Annotated in this window: 18 protein-coding genes; 15 read left to right on the top strand and 3 right to left on the bottom strand. The window is 50.9% G+C overall.

Features of this window, described 5'->3' with window-relative positions; all coding sequences use genetic code 11:
• Positions 1–102 precede the first annotated feature (102 nt).
• The 3 genes from glgX to METTU_RS01870 form a co-directional block, all read right to left on the bottom strand.
• A complete protein-coding gene (gene glgX, locus METTU_RS01880; protein ID WP_006889604.1) occupies positions 103–2193 on the bottom strand; it encodes a glycogen debranching protein GlgX in 2091 nt (696 codons plus the stop codon).
• Positions 2194–2801: 608 nt separating this feature from the next.
• On the bottom strand, positions 2802–4172 hold the full coding sequence (gene radA / locus METTU_RS01875; RefSeq protein ID WP_006889603.1) for a DNA repair protein RadA: 1371 nt from the start codon (positions 4170–4172) through the stop codon (positions 2802–2804).
• A gap of 2 nt (positions 4173–4174) precedes the next feature.
• Positions 4175–4687, bottom strand: a complete 513-nt coding sequence (locus METTU_RS01870) for an ATP-dependent zinc protease family protein (protein ID WP_006889602.1) — start codon at positions 4685–4687, stop codon at positions 4175–4177.
• Between the two features lie 124 nt (positions 4688–4811).
• Between METTU_RS01870 and corA the strand changes: the two genes are divergently transcribed.
• The 15 genes from corA (at position 4812) to METTU_RS01795 (ending at position 21993) form a co-directional block, all read left to right on the top strand.
• The gene (gene corA, locus METTU_RS01865) at positions 4812–5873 is read left to right on the top strand and encodes a magnesium/cobalt transporter CorA (RefSeq protein ID WP_006889601.1); all 1062 of its coding nucleotides are present in this window, start codon (positions 4812–4814) and stop codon (positions 5871–5873) included.
• Between the two features lie 157 nt (positions 5874–6030).
• Positions 6031–6906, top strand: coding sequence for a M28 family peptidase (locus METTU_RS01860; RefSeq protein WP_006889600.1), 876 nt, complete (start codon positions 6031–6033; stop codon positions 6904–6906).
• 347 nt (positions 6907–7253) lie between these two features.
• A complete protein-coding gene (locus tag METTU_RS01855; protein WP_006889599.1) occupies positions 7254–7859 on the top strand; it encodes a phosphoribosyltransferase in 606 nt (201 codons plus the stop codon).
• A 146-nt stretch (positions 7860–8005) separates the two neighbouring features.
• Positions 8006–8899, top strand: coding sequence for a helix-hairpin-helix domain-containing protein (locus tag METTU_RS01850; protein ID WP_006889598.1), 894 nt, complete (start codon positions 8006–8008; stop codon positions 8897–8899).
• Positions 8900–9436: 537 nt separating this feature from the next.
• Entirely contained in the window at positions 9437–12172 is a 2736-nt protein-coding gene (locus tag METTU_RS01845) for a TrlF family AAA-like ATPase (RefSeq protein ID WP_006889597.1), read from the top strand.
• A 218-nt stretch (positions 12173–12390) separates the two neighbouring features.
• Entirely contained in the window at positions 12391–14340 is a 1950-nt protein-coding gene (locus METTU_RS21520; protein WP_006889596.1) for a Clp1/GlmU family protein, read from the top strand.
• A 577-nt stretch (positions 14341–14917) separates the two neighbouring features.
• Positions 14918–16312, top strand: coding sequence for a F0F1 ATP synthase subunit beta (gene atpD / locus METTU_RS01835; protein ID WP_006889595.1), 1395 nt, complete (start codon positions 14918–14920; stop codon positions 16310–16312).
• Between the two features lie 165 nt (positions 16313–16477).
• Complete coding sequence (locus METTU_RS01830; protein ID WP_006889593.1) at positions 16478–16888, top strand: F0F1 ATP synthase subunit delta/epsilon; 411 nt, start codon at positions 16478–16480, stop codon at positions 16886–16888.
• A complete protein-coding gene (locus METTU_RS01825; RefSeq protein WP_006889592.1) occupies positions 16885–17145 on the top strand; it encodes an AtpZ/AtpI family protein in 261 nt (86 codons plus the stop codon). Before METTU_RS01830 ends, METTU_RS01825 begins: the two co-directional genes overlap by 4 nt.
• An 8-nt stretch (positions 17146–17153) precedes the next feature.
• On the top strand, positions 17154–17819 hold the full coding sequence (locus tag METTU_RS01820) for a F0F1 ATP synthase subunit A (RefSeq protein ID WP_006889591.1): 666 nt from the start codon (positions 17154–17156) through the stop codon (positions 17817–17819).
• Positions 17820–17822: 3 nt separating this feature from the next.
• The gene (locus tag METTU_RS01815) at positions 17823–18089 is read left to right on the top strand and encodes an ATP synthase subunit C-like protein (protein WP_006889590.1); all 267 of its coding nucleotides are present in this window, start codon (positions 17823–17825) and stop codon (positions 18087–18089) included.
• Between the two features lie 333 nt (positions 18090–18422).
• On the top strand, positions 18423–19172 hold the full coding sequence (locus tag METTU_RS01810) for a F0F1 ATP synthase subunit delta (RefSeq protein WP_006889589.1): 750 nt from the start codon (positions 18423–18425) through the stop codon (positions 19170–19172).
• 61 nt (positions 19173–19233) lie between these two features.
• Positions 19234–20706: a F0F1 ATP synthase subunit alpha gene (locus tag METTU_RS01805; RefSeq protein WP_040579850.1), complete on the top strand. Its 1473-nt coding sequence runs from the start codon at positions 19234–19236 to the stop codon at positions 20704–20706.
• Positions 20703–21524 carry a F0F1 ATP synthase subunit gamma gene (locus METTU_RS01800; RefSeq protein WP_006889587.1) on the top strand — a complete coding sequence of 274 codons (822 nt, stop codon included), beginning with the start codon at positions 20703–20705 and terminating at the stop codon, positions 21522–21524. The genes METTU_RS01805 and METTU_RS01800 overlap by 4 nt, the downstream gene beginning before the upstream one ends.
• Before the next feature lie 181 nt (positions 21525–21705).
• The gene (locus tag METTU_RS01795; protein WP_150107721.1) at positions 21706–21993 is read left to right on the top strand and encodes a hypothetical protein; all 288 of its coding nucleotides are present in this window, start codon (positions 21706–21708) and stop codon (positions 21991–21993) included.
• Positions 21994–22154 lie beyond the last annotated feature (161 nt).

Raw genomic sequence — 22154 nt, 5'->3', positions numbered from 1 at the left:
CAGTCTGCCCTGATTTGCCCCCGACAACGGCAAGGATGAATCTCTCGATCCAAAGGCCTTGATGCCGCAACCGCGCCAACGATGTACTCGACAAGCTATTGATCAACTACATCCATTCTCAAAAACCACTACGGCCCTGTTATTTACCGAATAGAAATCTTCGTGTACCGGTTTTTGGTCTTGCGGAAGCACGATATCCTGCGGTGAATTCAGCGAAGTGTCTAAAGCCAGACACCATGCTCGACCGGCAATAACCGGCAATTCAATGCGAACGTATTGGTCCGACATGTTCATTGCAACATGCAAATCAGGTTCGCCGTCTTCAACGCCCGCCAGGGTAAAAGCCAAAACCTTCGCGTCATAATCGCCCCATAACGGCTTGTTGATTTCAGTGCCGTGCCATTGAATTTCGGCTATACCCCGACCATTGACGGATTTTCCTGTCAAAAAACGCCGCCGCATGATGGATGGGTGTCGTTTGCGTAACGCTATCATTAGTTGGACAAAACGCAGCATATCGGCATTTTGCTCGGTCATGCTCCAATCTATCCAGGACAATTCGTTATCCTGGCAGTAGCAGTTGTTATTGCCGTGCTGGCTGTTTAATAGCTCGTCGCCCGCCAGTAACATGGGGACGCCATGACTGAGCAGCAACATGGCGAAAACATTTTTCACCTGTTTCCTGCGCAACGCCAGAATGCTTAAATCTTCGGTTTGTCCCTCAATGCCGCAATTGAAACTTAAATTATTATTGCAACCGTCCTGATTATATTCACCGTTAGCATAGTTATGTTTTTCGTTGTAGCTAAACAAATCGTACAGGGTAAAACCGTCGTGACAGGTGACGAAGTTGATGCTGTTAATCGGCAGTCGACCTTTGTGCTCATACAAGTCGTTACTGCCGCAAAGACGGGTTGCCAGCTCGTTGACCAGCCCCTTGTCGCCGCGCACAAAACGCCGGATCACATCCCGGTATCTACCGTTCCATTCGGCCCAGCGATAACCGGGAAAACTGCCGACCTGATACAGTCCTGCCGCGTCCCAAGCCTCGGCAATCAACTTGGTTTTGGCCAGCTGCTCTGAAAGCTCGATGCCCCAAAGCAAAGGCGGATCTTGCAGCACTTCGCCGCCCTCCCCTCGCGCCAACGCGCTGGCCAGATCGAAGCGAAAACCGTCGACATGCATTTCCCTGACCCAATACTCCAGACAGCTGATAATAAAATTGGCCACCAGCGGATGATTGGCGTTTACGGTGTTGCCGCAGCCGGTGTAATCGTGAAGGATGCTCTTGTCGAACTGGTCATGATGATAAAAAATATCATCGCCTATGCCCCTGAAATTAATGATCGGACCGTCTGCCCCGGCCTCTGCGGTATGGTTAAACACAACGTCCATAATGACGCCCATGCCTGCCTGATGCAGCGCTTTAACCAGGTCGCGAAACTCATGGACATGGGTTCCCTGCTCCGGAGTGACGCAATAACCCGGATGCGGGCTGAAAAAACTGTGAGTGCTGTAGCCCCAGTAGTTTTTCAGCCCCAAATCGTCAGTATGCCTGGGAACATCCTGCTCATCGAAAGCCATGACCGGCAATAGTTCAACGTGGGTAATACCGAGCGCTTGCAGGTAAGGGATTTTTTCAATCAGTCCGGCAAAGGTGCCCGGATTGGCCACTTTTGAAGAGGGATGCCGCGTAAAGCCGCCGACATGCAATTCGTAAACAATGGCTCTTTCGCTACGAATGCGCAGCGGCACATCGCCTTCCCAGTCATAACGATCGTCAACGACAACGCAACGCATGGCGGTCAGTTTATTGTCGCCCGGCATACACGCGGCCTTGCGGCTCCAACGCTTATGACTGACCGCACGCACCCAAGGGTCAATCAGCTGCTTGTCCTTATCGAAATGCAATCCCGCTTCACGGACATGATTAGGCCCGTCCATGCGCCACGCATACCAGGTACCGGCCGGCAATCCGGTCACATAAACATGCCATGAAAAAAAAGTGCGATTAACGTCTTCCTTTAACGCTATGGTTTGAAAGGGTTCATCGCAGTCTGCCGCATCAAACAGCAACAGCTCAACATGCGTCGCATAACGACTGAAAATGGAAAAATTAACACCCTTGGTTTTAGCTCTGGAACCGGAAGGATAAGGATTTCCCGGCCTTAACTGGTATTCTTTTTTGTGCATATCCTCATCTCACGCCTTGAAATCACAAAGCCTAATTAACTCATTTGGGTTGTCTTCAATTGAAAACAGGAACTTATAACAGCTATTATCCAAAGCCACCGGCCGCAAGGCAAAGGAATTTAAAATTCATTGATAAATAGTACCGGTTCTTAACCGTTTGAATTCATACAAATGCAACCATTTTTAAAATACGGTTTCCGTCCGCCGCAATAACAAACCGGGCAACCGCCGATAACAATCTCAGGACTCCATCAATAATAACTTCCGCTTATAGTTCCCTCGCCCTGCGTCACTGCCATTAAGTTAAGAAATACGCTGGTTCCCAAGCTGGAGCTTGGGAACCAGCGCTCACTAAAATTCTTAACTTAATGGCAGTGTCGCCCTGCGTGGTAACCCGGTCAGGGAGGCTGTCGTCATTCCGATAGTCCCTTACTTGACGTTTGACGAGAAACAGGCCTATATGCAGAGACCTTCCAGGTTTTAAAAACCTGGAAGGTCTAACTTGCAACGTTCTGATGACGACTTTTGGGCAGCGTTGTGTATAAAGACAAGCACAGCGCGTGGGAATGATGAGTTTATGTTTCGGGGAGTTATTACCGGCCATATCCTTACAGCTCTGAAAGAATATCCAACGCCTCGGACAGCGTGGAGACGCCGTGAATCTCCAAACCCTCAATCGATTTTTTAGGCACATTGGCCTTGGGAATAACGGCCTTCTTGAAACCGTGTTTTGCCGCATCGTTAAGCCGCGCATGACCATTGGCGACCGGCCTGATTTCGCCGCTCAGGCCGATTTCGCCGAAAAAGAACACATCATGCGGAATGACTTTATCCCTCAGGCTGGAAACGACACCCACCACGATGGCTAAATCGGAACTGGTTTCGGTCACTTTAATGCCGCCGACCACATTGGCGTAAATCTCATCGTTCGCGGTAAAAATGCCGCCGTGCCGGGACAGCACGGCAAGCAGCATCGCCAGACGGTTTTGATCGAAGCCCACCGCCAGTCGCCGTGGATTGCCGTACTGACATTCGGTCACCAACGCCTGGATTTCCACCAGCAGCGGCCGCGTCCCTTCCCACAGCACCGTCACCACACTGCCTGACGAGGGTTTGTCCGGCCGGTTTAAAAACATCGCCGAGGGATTTTTAACTTCTTTAAGTCCCGTGCTGTCCATCGCGAAAAAACCCAACTCGCCGACGCTGCCGAAACGGTTTTTGTCCGCCCTTAACACCCTGAACCGGGCGTCATCGGTGGACCCCAGCATCACTTGCGTATCGACAATGTGGCTCAAAGTCATCGGTCCCGCCAGCGATTGATCCTTGGTGACATGCCCCACCATAAAAATCGACACATCATGCTTTTTGGCATATTGGGTCAAATAACTGGCCGACTCCCTGACCTGGGAAACCGATCCCGGCGCGGACTCCGTATCCTGGGTATGCATCACCTGAATCGAGTCGATCACCAGAATTTGCGGTTTAACCTCATCCAATACATCGCAGATGCGTTGCACCGAGGTTTCGGCCAGCATCATGATTTTGTCCGCAGGCAGTTTGAGCCGGTGCGCCCGTTCGGCAATCTGTTGCAGCGACTCCTCACCGGACACATACAGCACGCTGACGCCGCGCGCGGCAATATTGGCAATCGCCTGCAACAACAGCGTACTCTTGCCCGCCCCCGGCGCCCCGCCAATCAGCACCACACTGCCGCAGACTATGCCGCCGCCCAGTACCCGGTCAAATTCGGAAATGCCGCTAAAAATCCTCTCCGCCTGGGAAAGATTAACATCCGACAGTAATTTGACCTCGGACCGGCTTCCGGCATAACCTGCCGAGCGGCTGTTACGCTCCGCCCCGCCCAGCCTGACTTCCTTGATGGTATTCCATTCGCCGCAACTGGTGCATTGCCCGCCCCAGCGGGGATAATCGGCTCCGCACTGATCGCAGACAAACGCGGTTTTTATTTTCTTACTCATGATTAATCAAAATGCCTTTCGACTATTAAACTGCCTGGAACTATACTCCTTTCCGGCGCCAGCAATCGCCGGTATTCATCCGCATCCGGCCGACCCTGCAAATACGATGCGCCGGGGTCGATGATAAACCGCGCATCCATCGCAGTACGCCCCAGCAACATACGAAAACGCATCGTGTCCCGATTGGTCAGCGTCATTTCGGCCCTTATCGCCGATTGCCCCAGAACCAACTGCGTTTCTATCACATACCGACGCTGTTTGTGTCCCCCGGAATCCGTAACCATCCGCCTGTCTTTAACCGGCGCATGACATTCAATCGACACATCGCAACGTTGTTGCAAGGGATGAATGGCAAACATCACCCAGCGTTGCCCGTCTTTTCGATAAGGCTCGATAGCAAACGCATGCAGCGCCGATGATCGGGCGCCGGTATCGATTTTTGCCTTAATCCCCGCCAGCTTAAGTTCCGGTAGCCCCACCCACTCGCGCCAGCCCAACATCGGTTTGTGTATCATCTGTGTAAAGCCTTAATCTAAAGTTATACTTTGATCCCAACAACTGCCGGAGCACCTGTAAAATGTGCGCCATTATGCTTGAATACAGCAACCAGATAAAAATATTTATCAAAAGGGATAAACCATGTCCGAATCACTGAGTTACGCTTCCGAAAAATCAGGTTTGCCGCCCGGCTCGCTGGTGCATGTCGGCGAAGTGCATAAACACGAGCATAAAATCACCGTCATTGATTACGACAAATCAACGCTAACCAATCGCACCATCAAGAATATTGAAGAACTGCTGCCCTACCAAAGCACCGATACCATCACCTGGGTGATTATCGACGGCTTGCAAGACGTGTCGATTATTGACGCGATCGGACAGCATTTTGATATTCATGCGCTGGTACTTGAAGATATTCTCAACACCCATCAGCGTCCGAAATTCGAGGAATTTGATGATTACTTGTATATTGTTATCAAAGCACTTTCCCTGGCTGATGAATTTAACGTGGAATATGAACAGGTCAGTTTATTGCTGCTGGATAAATTCGTTTTCACCTTCAAGGAAAAGCCGGATGCGATATTCGACCCGATCTTCAGCCGACTTAACAACGATAAAAGCCATCTCAGGAATCTTGGCACCGACTACCTGACCTATATCATCATGGATACCATAGTCGATGAGTATTTTACGCTGCAAGATACCTTCGATGAACTGATTGAAAGCGTTGAAGATGAATTGCTGTCGGACCCGTCGGCGCAAACCCTGAACACCATCCAGAAAATCAAGCGCGAATTGATTTTCTTGCGCCGAAGCGTATCGCCCATGCGGGAATTGCTGGCCTCCATTCAGCGTAGCGAATCGCAGTTGCTTAATGAGAAAACCAAGCGCTACTTCGGCGATATATACGATCACGTCATTCGCGTGACTGAAGCCATGGAATCCTACCGGGATTTAATCGCCGGCATGCTGGACATTTATTTATCCAGCGTCAGCAACAAAATGAACGAAACCATGAAAGTGCTGACCGTGTTTGCGTCCATCTTTATTCCATTAACCTTCATCGCCGGGGTCTACGGCATGAATTTCGAATACATGCCGGAGTTGAAATGGAGATGGGGCTACCCGGCGTTGTGGGCGGTATTTATCGGCGTGTCGGTATTTTTGCTCAGGTTTTTCAAGAAAAAAAACTGGCTTTAGCTACGTAAAATTTACCGACATGTACCGATTCTAAACCTGTAGACTTAAAGTGGACCCTGTCCAATATTTTGCTTTGTAACACGTGCAATCCCCGGCTTGATACGAACATCGCCGGAGCTCTTGCCAACTTTCGTTTTAACTTTGTCGGCACAGAAACATGAACGAAATTTCAATTCAGCGCTTACGCACACATGTCTATGAACTTGCCGGTAAAATCGGCGAGCATAATGTTTTTCATCCGGATGCGCTGCATGCTGCTGAGGCTTATATTACGGGAGAATGGCGGCAGCAAGGCTATGACGTCCGCAAGCAGACTTATACCGCACAAGGTATTGAATGCGCCAATCTTGAAATCACCCGCCCCGGTAACAGCCGTAACAACGATGTCATCCTGATAGGCGCTCATTACGATTCAGTCTTTGGCAGTCCGGGCGCTAATGATAACGGCAGCGGCGTTGCAGCGTTGCTGGAACTTTCGCGCCTGTTCAAGGATGTTGCGCCTGAAACCAGCCTGCGTTTCGTCGCTTTTGTGAACGAAGAGCCGCCTTTTTTCTTCTGGCCGAGCATGGGCAGTATGGTGTATGCCAAAGCCGCCAGGCAACGCGGTGATCCGATACGTTTTATGATCTCGCTGGAGACCGTCGGCTATTATCGGGACCAACCAGGCAGTCAAACTTATCCGCCTTTTCTGAAGCATTTTTATCCCGATACCGGCAATTTTATTGCTTTCGTTTCCAACTTGCGCTCCCGGCACACCTTACGGGACTGCGTTCGAGCGTTTTCCTCGGCGACGGATTTTCCGGTGCAATCCATCGCCGCTCCTGCCATTGTGCCGGGAGTGTCCTTGAGCGATCAGCTGGCGTTTTGGCGGCACGGTTACAAAGCTTTGATGATTACCGATACCGCTTTCTACCGTTATCCCTATTACCATACGGCTCAGGATACGCCGGATAAGCTCGACTATGAGCCATTTGCAGAAATGACTAACGGCCTGTTTTTGATGTTATGCCGGTTGGCGAATGTTCTGCAATAAAGGCCGGAATCGTTCCGTTTAGCCTAAAAAGATTAGTTGGAGCTTGTGGAATCCGTTCGTGCTGAGCCTTTCGGCTATGCTCAGGCATAGGTATCTACACAAGTGCCAGCCCCTTCTCCCTTGAGGGAGAAGGTTGGGATGAGGGGGATATAAATGGTTGTTTTTATTCTCCTCACCCCTACCCTCTCCAGCAGGAGAGGGAGCTAGATCGACTTGTAACTCATTGTATTTATAGTGCAAAAAGTTACATAGATATTTATGTACGCTCAGGAGAGCCTTGTCGAAGCGTGAACGGATTCCACGTCCCTTCATTTGGGGACCATTACTGATAACCCCGAGGTTTCGATATGGATGAAGAATTACCCTGTACTTTAATCACATGGGAAGATGTCTACAGTTTATGCCGCCGACTGGCTCAACAATTGCGCCAGGAAAATTTCCGGATCGATGTCATCGTCGCCATAGGGCGAGGCGGTTATATACCGGGACGGCTTTTATCGGATATGCTCGGCATCCATGACCTGACCGGCTTCAAAATCGAGCATTATCAAGGCGTGTATAAACAGCATCAGGCCTATGTTAAGTACCCGTTAAATGCCGACATCAACGGGCGAAACGTCCTGCTATTGGACGATGTCTGCGATAGCGGCGATACCTTTACCGTGGGCGTCGAGCATCTCCGGCGCTGCGGCAAGGCGAACGAATTGCGCACAGCCGCCATGCACCTCAAAACCGTTTCCAGCTATATTCCCGACTTTTACGTCGAATCGGTTAGTGAATGGCGATGGCTGATCTATCCCTGGGCGGTTAATGAGGATTTGTCGAGCATGCTTGCAAAAATGCGGTTCGATAATGCCGACGCTGCCTTGCTGCAACGGGAAATCAAGCAGCGGCATGACATCGATGTAACCGACAGGCAGATAGAAGATGCGCTGATATTGCTAAAGCAATAGAGACTCGTGTTTTTAACAAAATTAAAAAACTCACCACGAAGGCACGAAGATCACGAAGAACAACAGTTGATTCAATATATTGAAAACTTCGTGCCCTGCGTGGTGAATAATGCTTTTGCCCCGTTCAACATGAGGTCCTGTGCATCATGGTAACCAATAAAGAAATTGCATCGAAATTACGCCAAATCGCCGATTTACTGGATGAACAAAGAGCCAATCCTTTCCGGGTCAGCGCCTACCTAAATGCCGCCAAGACCATCGAAACCATGACCGAAGCGGTCGAGGATTTACTGGGCCGCGAGGGTTTTTCGGCGTTGCTGGAACTGCCCGGAATCGGCGAAGGCATTGCCAGGTCCATTAACGAATACGTGATGACCGGGCGCATGAGCCGCTTGGAAAGCTTGCAGTCAGGTCATGATCCCATCGCATTATTCGAACAGATTCCGGGCATCGGCCCCAGATCGGCGCACCGGATCATTGAAACGCTGCATATCGACACCCTGGAAGCCCTGGAACTGGCGGCGCATAACGGCCGCTTAAACAAAGTCCCCGGCTTCAGCACCAAAAAAATCGCTTTGGTGCAAACCTGGCTTGCCCATGTCCTGGGTTTTCGCAGGCCTCGTTTCGAAGCGCAGCAAACCATTGCAGAGCCGCCGGTCGAATTATTGTTGAAAATAGACGAACAGTATCGCAAAAAAGCGCAAGCCGGAGAGCTGCCGACCATAGCGCCGAAACGCTTCAACCCGACCGGCGAAGCCTGGCTGCCCATTTTGCATTCAAGCCGGAAGGGTTGGCATTTTACCGCGTTATATTCGAATACCGAGCGCGCTCACCAGCTGGATCGCGTCAAAGACTGGGTGGTGATTAATTTTTACGATGACAGTCACCACGAGGGCCAGCATACCGTCGTCACCGAAACCCGAGGCCCTGCAACCAGCAAGCGGGTGGTTCGGGGCCGCGAGAAGGAATGCAGTGAATATTATGCGGAACATGCGGTAAAAGGCGATGCAGCAGGGATAGGCTTTAGCCACGGCAGTTAAATATCGGGTGATGGATTGTCTGTACCGAAGGGCTGTTTCCGGCCAAGAGCCGACTTCCGCCTGTTTTCAGGAAGCGAGCATTCAGCAGTCATTCGTCACCCAACCATCGATTATCGAGTGTTCAACTAACCTCGACCATCGCATTGAGAGTTCGAAATCACAATCGAGGTTTCGCTAGTTCCCAAGCTCAAGCTTGGGAATTCAGTTACGGAAGCTCCAGCTTCCCGTCTCACGAAGCTGGAGCTTCGCATCCTGGGTTCCCAACCAAGCGGGACGGGGTTTGCAACCCCGTCCCTAACGTTTCTGAGATGTTCGAGCTAAGCGACTGCATTTAACCGTTGCAAAACGTTTCGGACGGGGCAACATGCCCCGTCCGGCTCTAGGTATTCATTAAACCAGAATTGGTTTCACACTTTTGCCGTGGTGGTTGTAGAATTCATACTTTTAAATTCAGGGGCCTCTGCTCTGCTGATAGCAACATAAGCAATCGAGGATCAACTCCAATCTACATATTAAACCATCCGAGACAGATCAAGAATGAGCGCTTACCCCAAAGGATCAGAATGGCGGCTGTGGGATCTTCACATCCACACACCAGCTTCTTACAACTTCAAGCGAGGGGGATTCGCAGGAATGACTTCCGTGGAGAAGTCTAATGCAATCAAACAGGTTATAAAAAATATAAACGAGAGCTATGTCTCTGTTTATGCGATCAATGATTATTGGACATTTGACGGTTATCTAGCACTTCGCGCTGCTCATGATGCTGGAGAGCACATTCAAAAAACGGTGTTTCCCGGTATCGAGTTGAGGATCGAATCAGCTACGAATCACAGATTGAACATTCATGTCATCCTGTCCGACACCCTCACTATTCAAGAGTTGCAAGACTTTAAAGGTGAATTGAAAGTCCGGCTTGTCGATCGTCCACTTTCAGACGAAGCGTTACAAAAATTTGCACTTGAACTCGATCCTGCCAAGGCGAAGCGACATGGTGCGGTTGAAGGCTACAAAAATGATCCAGAAAAGCTATTTCAGATCGGTGCTCAAACAGCAGAGATAACAAAAGAGTCTTTTGTTAGAGCGTTGGAAATGATTCCGGCAGACAAGCGGTTGGTGATGATTCCTTATGATTGCTTCGGTGGCGCAGAAAGCATCGACTGGAAAGCTCAAATGGCAGAAGATCTCTATTTCCTACGACTGGGAGACATTTTCGAAGAGAGGAAGCAAGAGAACATCGAACTATTTGCGGGCCGAAAAACCCCCGCAAACCAAGAATTCATCGAAAACTTTCAAATTTCTATTGGGGGGCGACCAAAGCCATGTGTTTCTGGAAGTGACGGTCATTCCATCGAAGGATTCAAGACTTGGAGGAAGGAAACCAATACAAGAAAAACGTGGATTAAAGCAGATCCTACTTTTGAGGGGCTCCGGCAGATCATTTTTGAACCTATAGCGCGGGTGCGAGTGCAGGAGACAAATCCTGGAATAAGCTACACAAAGCCATTCGTGAGCTCGGTTACGATCACTCACGAGATGTCGCCATTTCCAGATAACCCACATTATGAGAACCCTCGTTTTGATACGCTGCCGGGACTCCCACTGAACAGTGATCTTGTTTGTGTTATTGGTGGGCGTGGAACGGGTAAAAGTTCTCTGGTTGATTATCTAGGAAAGGCATTTGGCCCAGTATCCAAAACGACACCATATGTTCTGAATGGCAACTTCTCTGTAGTTTTCAATAAGGATATTGTTAGCACATCTATACATAATGCAAAAGAAGGTGCAGAGCTTCCCTTCGTCTATATCTCACAGAATGAGGTTAAAACGAAGGTTACGACCGGAACTGTCGGCGACGAAATCAAACAGATGCTGGGGGTGCAAGGTCTATCGTTTGACAGCGATGTGGACAGCAAGATTCGAGAGTTCCGGTCTAATGTTGATAAACACAAAGCGTGGTTCAAACAGAATGATGAAAAAGGTGAATTGATTCATGATCAAGCAAGCATTGAATTCCAGATCGGCAGGTACCAAAGCCTCCTCGAATCGATAACAACTGAACAAAACCAAGAGAAGCTGGAGCGCTTTACTGTAAATATTTCGAAGATGGAAGTAGCGGCAGACAAGGTACGTCGTCTTTATCTCCTGAATGAAGAACTTAAGGCATACAAGGATGAATTCGACAAAAAGGCTAGCCTAGTTGATAACGCGATTCCTTCTCTCGATATCACTGCACAGTTGGAGGGCATTAGTCTTCTAGTTGAGCAGGCGATTAAGAATGTGGCTATCTGCGAAGTCGACAATACCGGAATCCGCGCCGATTTCGCGCAGGTCTATACTGGGGATCTTTCAGGCCTACTACAGAACGCCGAGGCTTACAGAAGCGCCATTGAGAAACTCAAGGCTAGGCTTTTGACAATTATGGAGAACCAACAGCAACTCAACGCTGCTGTGGCCAAACAAAAAACGATTCCAAGGCTCATTGCACACGAGCTTCATCGTCAGAAAAAGACGATTGATGCCAGATGGAAAACGATCCAGCAAGGCCAACCAGATTGGACGCCGGATCAGAAGGACTTGATGAAGCGAATCCTCGCTGATCGTGAAATCTCCCTCGAAGGACGCATCATTTTTGACATACAGATATTTATCGCGAAGCTCAAAGAAGTTTTGAATTTGAGGTCATTCCGTGCGACGAACGAGCTTTCCATAGAGGATCGTATCCGAGAGCAGTTCAAAATTAATGACCTGTGGTCATTCTTGAGGTTTATGAAGCATCGGCTGCATAAGACCGAGGAGGAAGGATTCGTTTCTGGCAACCTTGCTGAACTTTTTTATGATGTCGCACAGCGATCAGCATTTCTTCGTGTCGAACCGGTGGTTACATATGGCGGACGACCATTAGAACGCCTGTCTGTCGGCCAAAAAGGAACCGTTTATCTCTGCCTAAAACTTGCAACTCAGACGTTCACTCAGCCACTGATTTTTGATCAACCGGAAGATGATCTTGATAACGAATTCATTATTGAGGAACTAGTCGATATTTTTCGTGGGATTAAACAATTTCGGCAGGTCATACTCGTCACACACAATGCGAACCTAGTTGTCAACGCAGACGCAGAGCAGATAGTGGTGGCCGAGAATATCCATGGAGTGCTGAAATACACTTCAGGGAGCCTGGAGTCATCCATAACTAACCATGCGGTTCGTCGGATTCTAGAAGGTGGCGACGAAGCCTTCCGAAAGCGCGAGCTTCGATACAACCTTAAATGAAACGTGACAACTAGCACGACCGGCTAGCTATCCCTTTGGATGTTCTGCGGGAACTAAACTTCGAAGGGCGCCAACAATGCCTGAAAATACTAGCCGGTCATCAGTCACGTCTGACTGCTATGGGTCGGGTTGAGCCTGTGAGCAATCTCTATTGTCATAATTGCCACCAGCTATGGTTTTCTGCGATAGTAACAAACTATCCAGCACAGGTAGCCGCCATGCCTCATCCAGCGCCACTCCCGTTATTGCCCTACTGCCCTTCAAGCCTCGCCGAGCAACTGCTGAGCGGCGGGCAAAGGATTTTACTGTTTGGCGAGACCGGTATCGGCAAATCCACGCTGACTGCCGAACTCGCGCGGATATTTTCCGAAAGAGGCCTAAGCTGCTTCTGCATCGCCGCCGATCCCGGATCGCCCGGCTTCGGTTTGCCCGGCACCGTATCGCTGGGACAGTGGCGGGAGTCCGGCTGGCAAGTGTCGGCATTTGAAGCGCTTTGCACGCTGGATGCAGGCCGTTTTCGCCTGCCGCTGCTATCGGCTGTCAGCCGGTTAATGCAAAAGGCTCCCCTGGGCTTGATGCTGATCGACGCCCCCGGCGTGGTCCGGGGCATTGCGGGTTCGGAATTGCTGACCGGCATGGTCGAACTGCTGGAAATCGATACCGTATTGCTGCTGAATCGCCAGTCGAAACCGCTGCCGTTAATGAACGAACTGTTGTCGTTGGGCGTCCGCATCCTGCCGGTGCATGCCCATCCTGAGGCCTGCCGTCCCAGCCAAAAGACCAGGGCGCACAAAAGAACCGGGCAATGGCGGACTTACCTCGCCGTCGCCGACGAGATAACGCTCGACCTTGCCGATCTTCGCGTGATCGGCTCGCCGCCGCCCATCGATGTGCCGGATGCCTGGACCGGCCGCCAATGCGCCTTTATCGATACCGAGCGAACCGTCAGCATCGGCGAGATCATCACGCTGCAAGACGGTAAACTTCATATCCGGCTGCCTACGGCTGCGGCAACGACCCGGACATTGCTGGTGCGCGATGCCCGTTGCGACAAAAACGGCCTGCTGGTCAGCGCCGCGCCGTTTGCATCCGGCAACCTGCAATTTTTGCCGCCGCCCGACGCGATGCCCTACCCGGCGACGGATTACAGCGGCGGGCCCAGGCCTGCGGTCAAATTGCGCGGCATGTACGCGACGATGGTCAACGGCGTGTTCGGCGACCCGCTGCTGCATCTGCGCCTGCACCAGCAGCAACGCAGCCTGCTGTTCGACCTGGGCGATTCGGGCAGATTGTCCACCCGCATCGCCCATCAAGTCAGCGACGTTTTCATCAGCCATGCCCATATCGATCATATCGGCGGCTTCTTGTGGCTGCTGCGCTCCCGGGTCGGCGATTTTCCAAGCTGCCGGATTTTCGGCCCGCCGGGTTTGATCGGCCATATTAAAGGCATGATCGACGGCGTCCTTTGGGATCGCATCGGAGATACGGGGCCGCGTTTCGAAATCGCCGAAATCCACGGCAACCGGCTGCAACGGGCTCATATTCAGACGGGCTGCGGGGATTGCGTCGATCTCCCCGAAATTCAATTTGCCGAAGGATTGATCGTGGACGATCCGCAGTTCACCGTCCGCACGGTCACGCTGGATCACCACACGCCGGTGCAGGCCTATGCCTTTGAGAGCAAGGCCAAATTCAACGTCGATAATAACGCTCTCAAAACCTTGGGCTTAGATGCCGGGCCCTGGCTGAATGAACTGAAACGGGTCATCGGCGCAGGCGATACCGCAGCGATGATCCGGCTGCCCGATAACAGCAGCCGGGAGGCGGGAGGACTGGGCGCCCTCCTCCTTACCGTCACGCCCGGCGAAAATCTGGTCTATGCGACCGATCTGGCCGATACGGCACCCAACCGCGCCGCCCTGACCGCGTTGGCGCACAAGGCCGACTTCTTTTTTTGCGAAGCTTCTTTTCTGGAAGACGACATCGATCAGGCACAAAGAACCGGCCATCTGACGGCGCGGGCCTGCGGCGAGATTGCAAGCGCCGCAGATGTCAAACAACTGGTGCCATTCCATTTCTCAAGGCGTTACGAAACAAGGCCTGAAGATGTTTATCTGGAATTAAGCGCCGCCTGTTCCCGTGTCATCATGCCTACGAAAAGTCGGTAATAACTTCTTGAAGATTCTCTAGTTCCCAAGCTCAAACTCTCGTCGTTATACATAAGTATTGAAAAGCACGTCATCCCGGCAGGGATTCATATCAGGCTATCCTGCCTGACACCCTTTGGGTTAATGCAAATCCGTTCCAGACGGATTTGTGCCGGGATCCAGGCTACATGGACGTATACAGCTCGCCATCCATGGCACTGGATACCCGCTTCCCGGCGGGTATGACGCGTTACTTAGATACTTGTGTATAACGCGAGCGCACTGCGTGGGAATGCGGTCAAGGCGCGCTACGCCGTATACGGGACGCAGCGCGTCCGGCACTGCATTCCCACGCGGCGCGTGGGAACGAGGGTATCTCGCAGACACTTCGCTAGTTCCCAAGCTCCAGCTTCCCGTCTCGCGAAGCTGGAGCTTCGCATCCTGGTTCCCAATCTGGAGATTGGGAACCAGCACAACCCGCACACTGCTCCTGCGTGGATCTACATCCTTCATTCTTGTAGTCGCTCATGTCTTCGTGGTAAAAGTAGACTACTAACAAAGCATCGTAATTTATTCGTCACCTTTGGAGTCGCCGCTATTGGACAGTTTGCAGATACAACAGGAACCTCGCCCAGTCATCGGAACCATCGTTGAAGTACATGGCCCGGTGGTGATTATCGACTGCACCCAGTTGCCGCCTTTGCGTCAGGCTTTATGCACCTGTTTCGACCACACCGTCTATTTTTTCGAAGTTCATCAGCATCTTGATGAACGGCATATCCGGGCTATCACCCTGCACGGCACGGCCGGATTAAGCCGGGGCATGACCGTATTCGATACCGGCGCGCCTTTGCATGTCCCAGTATCCGAACAATGTCTGGGCCGATTGCTGAATATATTCGGTGAACCGCTGGATGGACTGCCGTCATTGCCTAAAACCGAATTCCGCAATATTCACTCTAAACCGCTGCCGCTATCCGAAGCCATCGGCATGAGCGGTATTTTGGAAACCGGCATTAAAGTCATCGATCTACTATGTCCTTTCGTAAAAGGCGGCAAAACCGGGTTATTCGGCGGCGCGGGGGTCGGCAAAACCGTGCTGGTCATGGAATTCATCCATGCCGTTTCCGCGATTCATAAAGGCGTTTCGGTGTTTGCCGGTGTCGGCGAACGCATCCGCGAAGCCCACGAATTATGGCGGGAAATGCAACAGGCCGGAGTCATGGACGATACGCTGATGGTGTTCGGGCAAATGGATGAATCGCCCGGCGTGCGTTTTCGGGTCGCTTTGTCAGCCTTGACCTATGCCGAATACCTGCGCGACACCCTGCATAAGGAAGTGCTGTTTGTGGTCGACAATGTATTTCGCTTTGTTCAGGCGGGCAGTGAAATCTCCAGCCTGCTGGGCCGCATGCCCGCTACGGTGGGTTACCAGCCGACCTTAACCACCGAAGTCGCCGAGTTGCAGGACCGCATCCTGTCCACCCGGCAAGGCGCCATCACCTCGGTGCAGGCAGTCTACGTTCCGGCCGATGACATGACCGACCCTGCGGTCAGCGCCATCCTCAGCCATCTGGATACCACGGTTATCCTGTCTCGGGATCAGGCCAGTAAAGGCATTTACCCCGCCGTCGATCCGTTGCGCTCCAGCAGTAAACTGATGGACAAACATACCTTGGGAGATCGCCATTATGCGGTTGCCAAAGGGGTGCGCGAACATCTGGCGCGTTATCATGAACTGGAAGATATCATCGCCATGCTGGGCATGGAAGAATTGGCTGAGGTTGACCGGAAAATCGTTATGCGCGCCCGTAAGTTGCAACGTTATTTGACCCAGCCGTTTGCAGTTTTGGCCGAGCATACCAAGCAAACCGGAGTTTCAGTGCCGCTGGCGCAAACCTTGACCGATTGCGAAGCTTTTCTGGCAGGACGGTATGATGAGCTATCCGAAGAGCAATGCTACATGCGCGGCTCCATGCAGGACAGTCTATGAACCTAAAAACAGCGAATCGTCCACGAAAGACACGAAAAGCACGAAAATGTTCAAAAAACGCTATGCCGCAGGTTGTTACACAAAGGTTGAATCGCTGATGCAGCACAACATAATGATTTGTTTAGTGTATTTCGTGCTTTTCGTGGACAAAATGGTTTTTCCTGGATGAACCAATTCGTACTGAACCTGTTCGATGCCAGCCACGAACAACGCATCGCAGGTGTCACCTCTTTTGTCGGCGAGGACGCTTCAGGCAGCTTCGGCATCCAAGCCCATCATGCGCGGTTTATGACTACGCTGGTTTTCGGTCTGGCGCGTTTTCGTCTGGCCACAGAAGATTGGCAATATCTGGCGCTGCCGGGAGCGGTTGCCTACTTCAACAACAATGAATTGACGATCAGCACCCGGCATTTCCTGATCGACACCGACTTCGAACGGATCAGTGCCTTATTGGAACAGCAGTTGATAGCCGAGGAAGAAAATCTGCATGCAACCCGAGAAAGTCTGCACCGAATGGAACAGGCCATGTTAAAACGCATGTTAATGCTTAAACGTAAAACCAGCTGGCAGTCATGAATAATCGACAACAACTCAAAAACAAGGTTGAGCGCCAAGTCAAACGCATCAAAAAAGCGGGACATGAACCTCGACCGAATCTGCCATCAATCGGCACACTGGGCCTGGTCATGATATTGCCTATTATCGGCGGCGTTTATTTAGGACACTGGTTGGACGATAGGGTGGAGGGATATTCGACGCATTGGACACTCAGTTTATTGTTTGCCGGGTTGGTGATTGGGATTTTTAATGTGTATTTTTTGATTAAAGATTAGGTTGGATTATGGAAAACGAATTTACTTTTGCTCTCGGCCCGGTTGATATAGGTACCTCGATCATCACCACGTGGGGAATCATGCTGGTCATTACCGTAATAGCCTGGCTTTCAACCCGACATCTGGACATGCTGCCCGGTAAGTTGCAGACCACAGTTGAAGGCATTGTGGTGGCTATCGACGAGGCCATTGCCGCCGTCGCACCGGAACACGGGCGACAAATCATGCCTTTTATTGCGTCCCTTTGGCTGTTTCTGATCATTGCCAATCTGGTCGGTTTAATACCGGGTTTGCATTCGCCGACCCGTGATCTTTCAGTGACTTCGGCACTGGCGATACTGGTGTTCTTATCAGTGCATTGGTTTGGCATAAAAACCCAAGGCTTGAAAAACTATCTGCGCCACTACCTGAGCCCCAGTCCGATTTTGCTGCCTTTTCACATTATCAGCGAATTTACCCGCACACTGGCGCTGGCTATCCGTTTATTCGGCAACATGATGAGCCTGGAAATGGCGGCAGTGCTAATATTGCTGGTGGCAGGATTTCTCGCGCCGATTCCGATTTTAATGCTGCATATCATTGAAGCGCTGGTACAGGCCTATATCTTCGGCATGCTGGCGCTGATCTATGTGGCCGGAGCCATACAATCCCAACAACTTAATCCACCGGAGTAACTTATGTCTGACATTGCCTTAATCGTCCTTGGCTCCAGCGTCGCTGCTATTATCGGCATCGCGCTGGGAGTGATGCTCCCGGCCCTGGCCATGGGCAAGGCCATCGGCAGCGCATTGGAAGCCTTATCGCGGCAACCGGAATCGGAACAGTCGATTATGCGCACCTTGTTTATAGGCCTGGCGATGATCGAATCACTGGCTATCTATTGCCTGGTTATTATTTTGATTGTGCTGTTTCGAAACCCGTTGCTTGAATACGTTCTTAAATGATTCGAAAAGAATTCACCACGAAGGCTGCATGGACAGATATTTGCTCCTCGGTAATTGCTCCTGCATTACTCTACCTCCTGTATCCATACAGTCGTGCAATATCTGCATTCACCACATCCATGTGGATTATGCAGGAGATAGAGCAACGCAGGAGCAAGTTGCCGAGACACACTGTAACTACTCAGCCACAAAACACAATGGAACGCAGATGACGCAGATCAATATGATAAACGCGGATAATTCGATAAAAATCCTATATATCATAATTATCAGCGTCATCTGCGTTCCATTTTTTCAACTGCTGAGTCAACACCTAAACCGGCAATAAAGCATATGGAATTCAACCTATCCACCTTTGTTCTTGAAATCATCAATTTCCTGATTCTGATCTGGATTTTGCAGCGACTTTTTTACAAGCCCTTGCTGGAAGTGATTACCAAGCGTAAGCAGTTTATCGATCAATCGCTTAGCGACGCAAAAAACCTGCAACAGCAGGCGGAACAACAATGCAGCCGTTATGAAAATCGGCAAAAGCTATGGGAGCAAGAAAAACAGGCCGCTATCGCCGCCCTGCACCGGCAACTCGAAGCCGAAAGAAAAGCCCACCTGGACAAGCTGAATGCCGATCTTGAGCAAGAGCGGCAAAAAGCCAACGTGGTGCTGTCGAAACAGCGACACGAGTTACAACAACAAGCGGAAAAACAGGCCTTGCGAAACGGCGCCAAATTTGCCGGAATGCTGTTGCAGCAGTCCGCCGGTTGTGAGCTGGAAGCCCGCTTATTTACCCTGCTGATAGACAACCTAACAACCTTGCCGGAAGCCTGCAAGCTATGCCTGACCATGTTCGGCACTAAAAAATCGGTGCCTGTCAAAATAACCAGCGCCTATCCGCTACCCATTGAAATGCGCCAACAACTGGAACAAAAGCTGGATGCGTTAATCAACAGTCAAATCAATTTTCAATATCATCAGGATAAAGCGCTGATCGCCGGTCTGCGCATGGACATCGGCGCTTGGGTGCTAAACGCCAACCTGCAACACGAACTGACCGGTTTTGCCGAGATTGCCAATGAACCGGAATGATGCAGCGCTCATCGTTCCCACGCTCCAGCGTGAGAACGCAGCCGATGCCGCTCCGGCGCCGATGGACAGCTTACTGGACAAACAGGCCGAGTGGCTGGCTAACTATCTGCCGGGGCTGCGTATTATCGAACAAGGCACGGTGGTTTCCATCGGCGACGGCATCAGCTGGATCAAAGGCTTGCCGTCCGCGGCTATCGAGGACATCCTGGTTTTTGCCGACGGCAGCCGGGGCATGGTCTTCGACCTTAACCGGGACCGAATCGGCGCGATTTTACTGTATGAAACCGAAGCCCTGACTGCAGGCACCACGGTTCATCTGTCCAAACACTCGCTCAGCATACCGGTCGGCAACGCATTTTTGGGCCGGGTTATCGATCCGCTGGGAACGCCGCTGGACGGACTCGCTTCACCACCCCATGCAGGGCGCGAAAACATGGAAAAAGGTTCGCCCGCGATTATCGCCCGTGATTTTGTCCATAAGCCGCTGTACACCGGCATAAAAATCATCGACACCCTGATTCCGATCGGCAAAGGACAACGGCAATTGATCGTCGGCGATGAAGGTCTGGGCAGGACTTCAATTGCCATCGACACCGTTATTAATCAAAAAGGCAAAAATGTGTTGTGCATCTACGTGCTGATCGGTCAGAAGCGCTCTGCCGTGGTCAGCACCCTGGAAACATTGAAGCAACACGGCGCGCTGGACTACACGGTGTGCGTGGTTGCCGAAGCCAGCGCCCTGCCCGGCTTGCAATATATCGCCCCGTTTGCGGGTTGTGCGCTGGCCGAATACTGGATGGCGCAGGGCCGGGATACGCTGATCATTTACGATGACTTGTCTACCCATGCCCGAACCTATCGGGAACTGTCTTTGTTGCTGCGAAGGCCGCCGGGCCGCGAAGCCTATCCGGGCGACATTTTCTTTGTCCATTCGCGCCTGCTGGAACGCTCGACCTGCTTGAATGCCGAAAACGGCGGCGGCAGCATGACCGCCTTGCCGATCATCGAAACCAAACAGGGCGAAATTGCCGCCTACATTCCGACCAACCTAATCTCCATTACCGACGGGCAAATCTATCTGGATAACGACCTGTTCGTGTCGGGATTTCGTCCGGCCATCGACATCACCCGATCGGTATCGCGGATAGGCGGCAATGCCCAGGACATCAGCATCCGCGATCAAGCGGGGCAAATGAAACTGGATTACCTGCAATTTCTGGAACTGGAAGCCTTCACCCGTTTCGGCCAGCGTCTGGAAGCGTCAATGGAAGCGCGAATCAAACGGGGTCGGCTGCTGCGGGAAATCTTGAAACAGGATCGACTGGTTCCGCACAGCAACCTTTTTCAACTGGCCTGGCTGACCGCGTTTAATGCAGGGCTGTTTAACCAGACAGATCCTGAAGACATTGCCGAGATTCTGGTTCGCATTGAGCAGGGTATTAAAGCCGCGACACTGACGCTGGAAAGCAGCCAGGAGCAGTGGCGGCAAGCGCTCGGCGAATGGATTAACGTCAACCCGGCACCACCGTCATGAGCTTAAGCCGCGAACTGCAACTGCATATCACCCAGTTAAAAGAGATACGCAGCATTTTAAATTCGATGAAAAACCTGGCTTTCATCGAAATCCACAAACTGCTGCGTTTTAAAACCATGCAAGGGCAAGCCGTGGCTAATATCGAACGCGCGGCGCTGGATTTTCTGGATTTTTATCCAGGCCTGGCGGCTGATAATAACGCCGCGCAACTCTGTATTTTGCTGGGCGCAGAACGCGGTTTTTGCGGCGATTTTAACGAAAGCCTGATTAATGCCGTCGCCGCTAAAGCGTATACCGGCGTTATTGCGATCGGCAGCCGACTTTGTAACCGGCAGGAGGACATTGCCACCGAAGTCGTCGCGACGCTCGAAGGCGCTAATGTCGCCGAAGAAGTGCCTACGATCATTAACCGCCTGATTGACACCATCAGCGCATTGCACGGCAAATCTACCGCTACATTACAGCTGACCGTTGTTTATCACGATAACGCATCCAATCAGATCAGCCAGCGACAGGTGTTTCCGCCGTTTAATCAGCCAAATGAGAGAACCTTTCATTATGGCAACCCGCCGGTACTCAATCTGGCACCCGGCGAGTTTTTTGCAGACTTGCTCGATCATTACTTATTTGCCGTGCTGCATGAAATTTTTTATATCTCGCTGATGGCCGAAAATCACAGCCGGCTGCAACATCTGGAAGGCGCGGTGAATCATCTGGATGATGAAACCGTAAAGCTGCAAAGAAAATCCCAGATTTATCGCCAGGAAGAAATTACCGAAGAGATTGAAGTCATTCTGCTAAATGCGGAGAATTTGTAAGATGCGCTGAATGCAGCGAGCGCATCAATATCAACTTGGATGGATAAAACTCATCCTCATCCCATTAGACATAAACGCCCATAAAAAAACGTTGTCTTCATAGTGAAATAAACTGATAATAGTTTCGTATCGCTATCTTTTTTCAGTCAACTTTATTTTTCACGAGCGTGCAACAATGAACATGAAAAGCATCTTAACTTACCTGGCCGTATTAACCCTGTCGTTTAATGTTTTCGCTGTTGAAGTTCAGGAAGAACCGAAGATGACTACACCGGACAAAATAGCGCTGAATCAGGAAAATTCACCGGTCGCTCCTTTAGCTGCCCATATCGTTAACAGCCATACGATTCCTCAAGCTTCAGCCGAGAAACCCAGTGAATTTATCACCGCGCTTAGCGTGTATTTAATCATCATCGTTGTTTATTCAATTTACGGAATTAAGGCCAACTCAAAAAATATTGGAAGCTGAATATTGATACCTGTAGTTGATACAATCAAAACATAGCTATTTACAGGGGTTGACCTTCATCGTTGATAAGCGATGAAGGTTTTTTTTAGCCACACTTTCATTACTCTACACTCCAGTGCTCATCGTTACACACATCTTCTGCGGGTAGCCGCGCAAAGGCT

The organism is Methylobacter tundripaludum SV96 (genome assembly GCF_000190755.2).
GTDB classification, from domain to species: Bacteria; Pseudomonadota; Gammaproteobacteria; order Methylococcales; family Methylomonadaceae; genus Methylobacter_A; species Methylobacter_A tundripaludum.
This window is presented reverse-complemented; position numbering and strand designations above follow the sequence as displayed.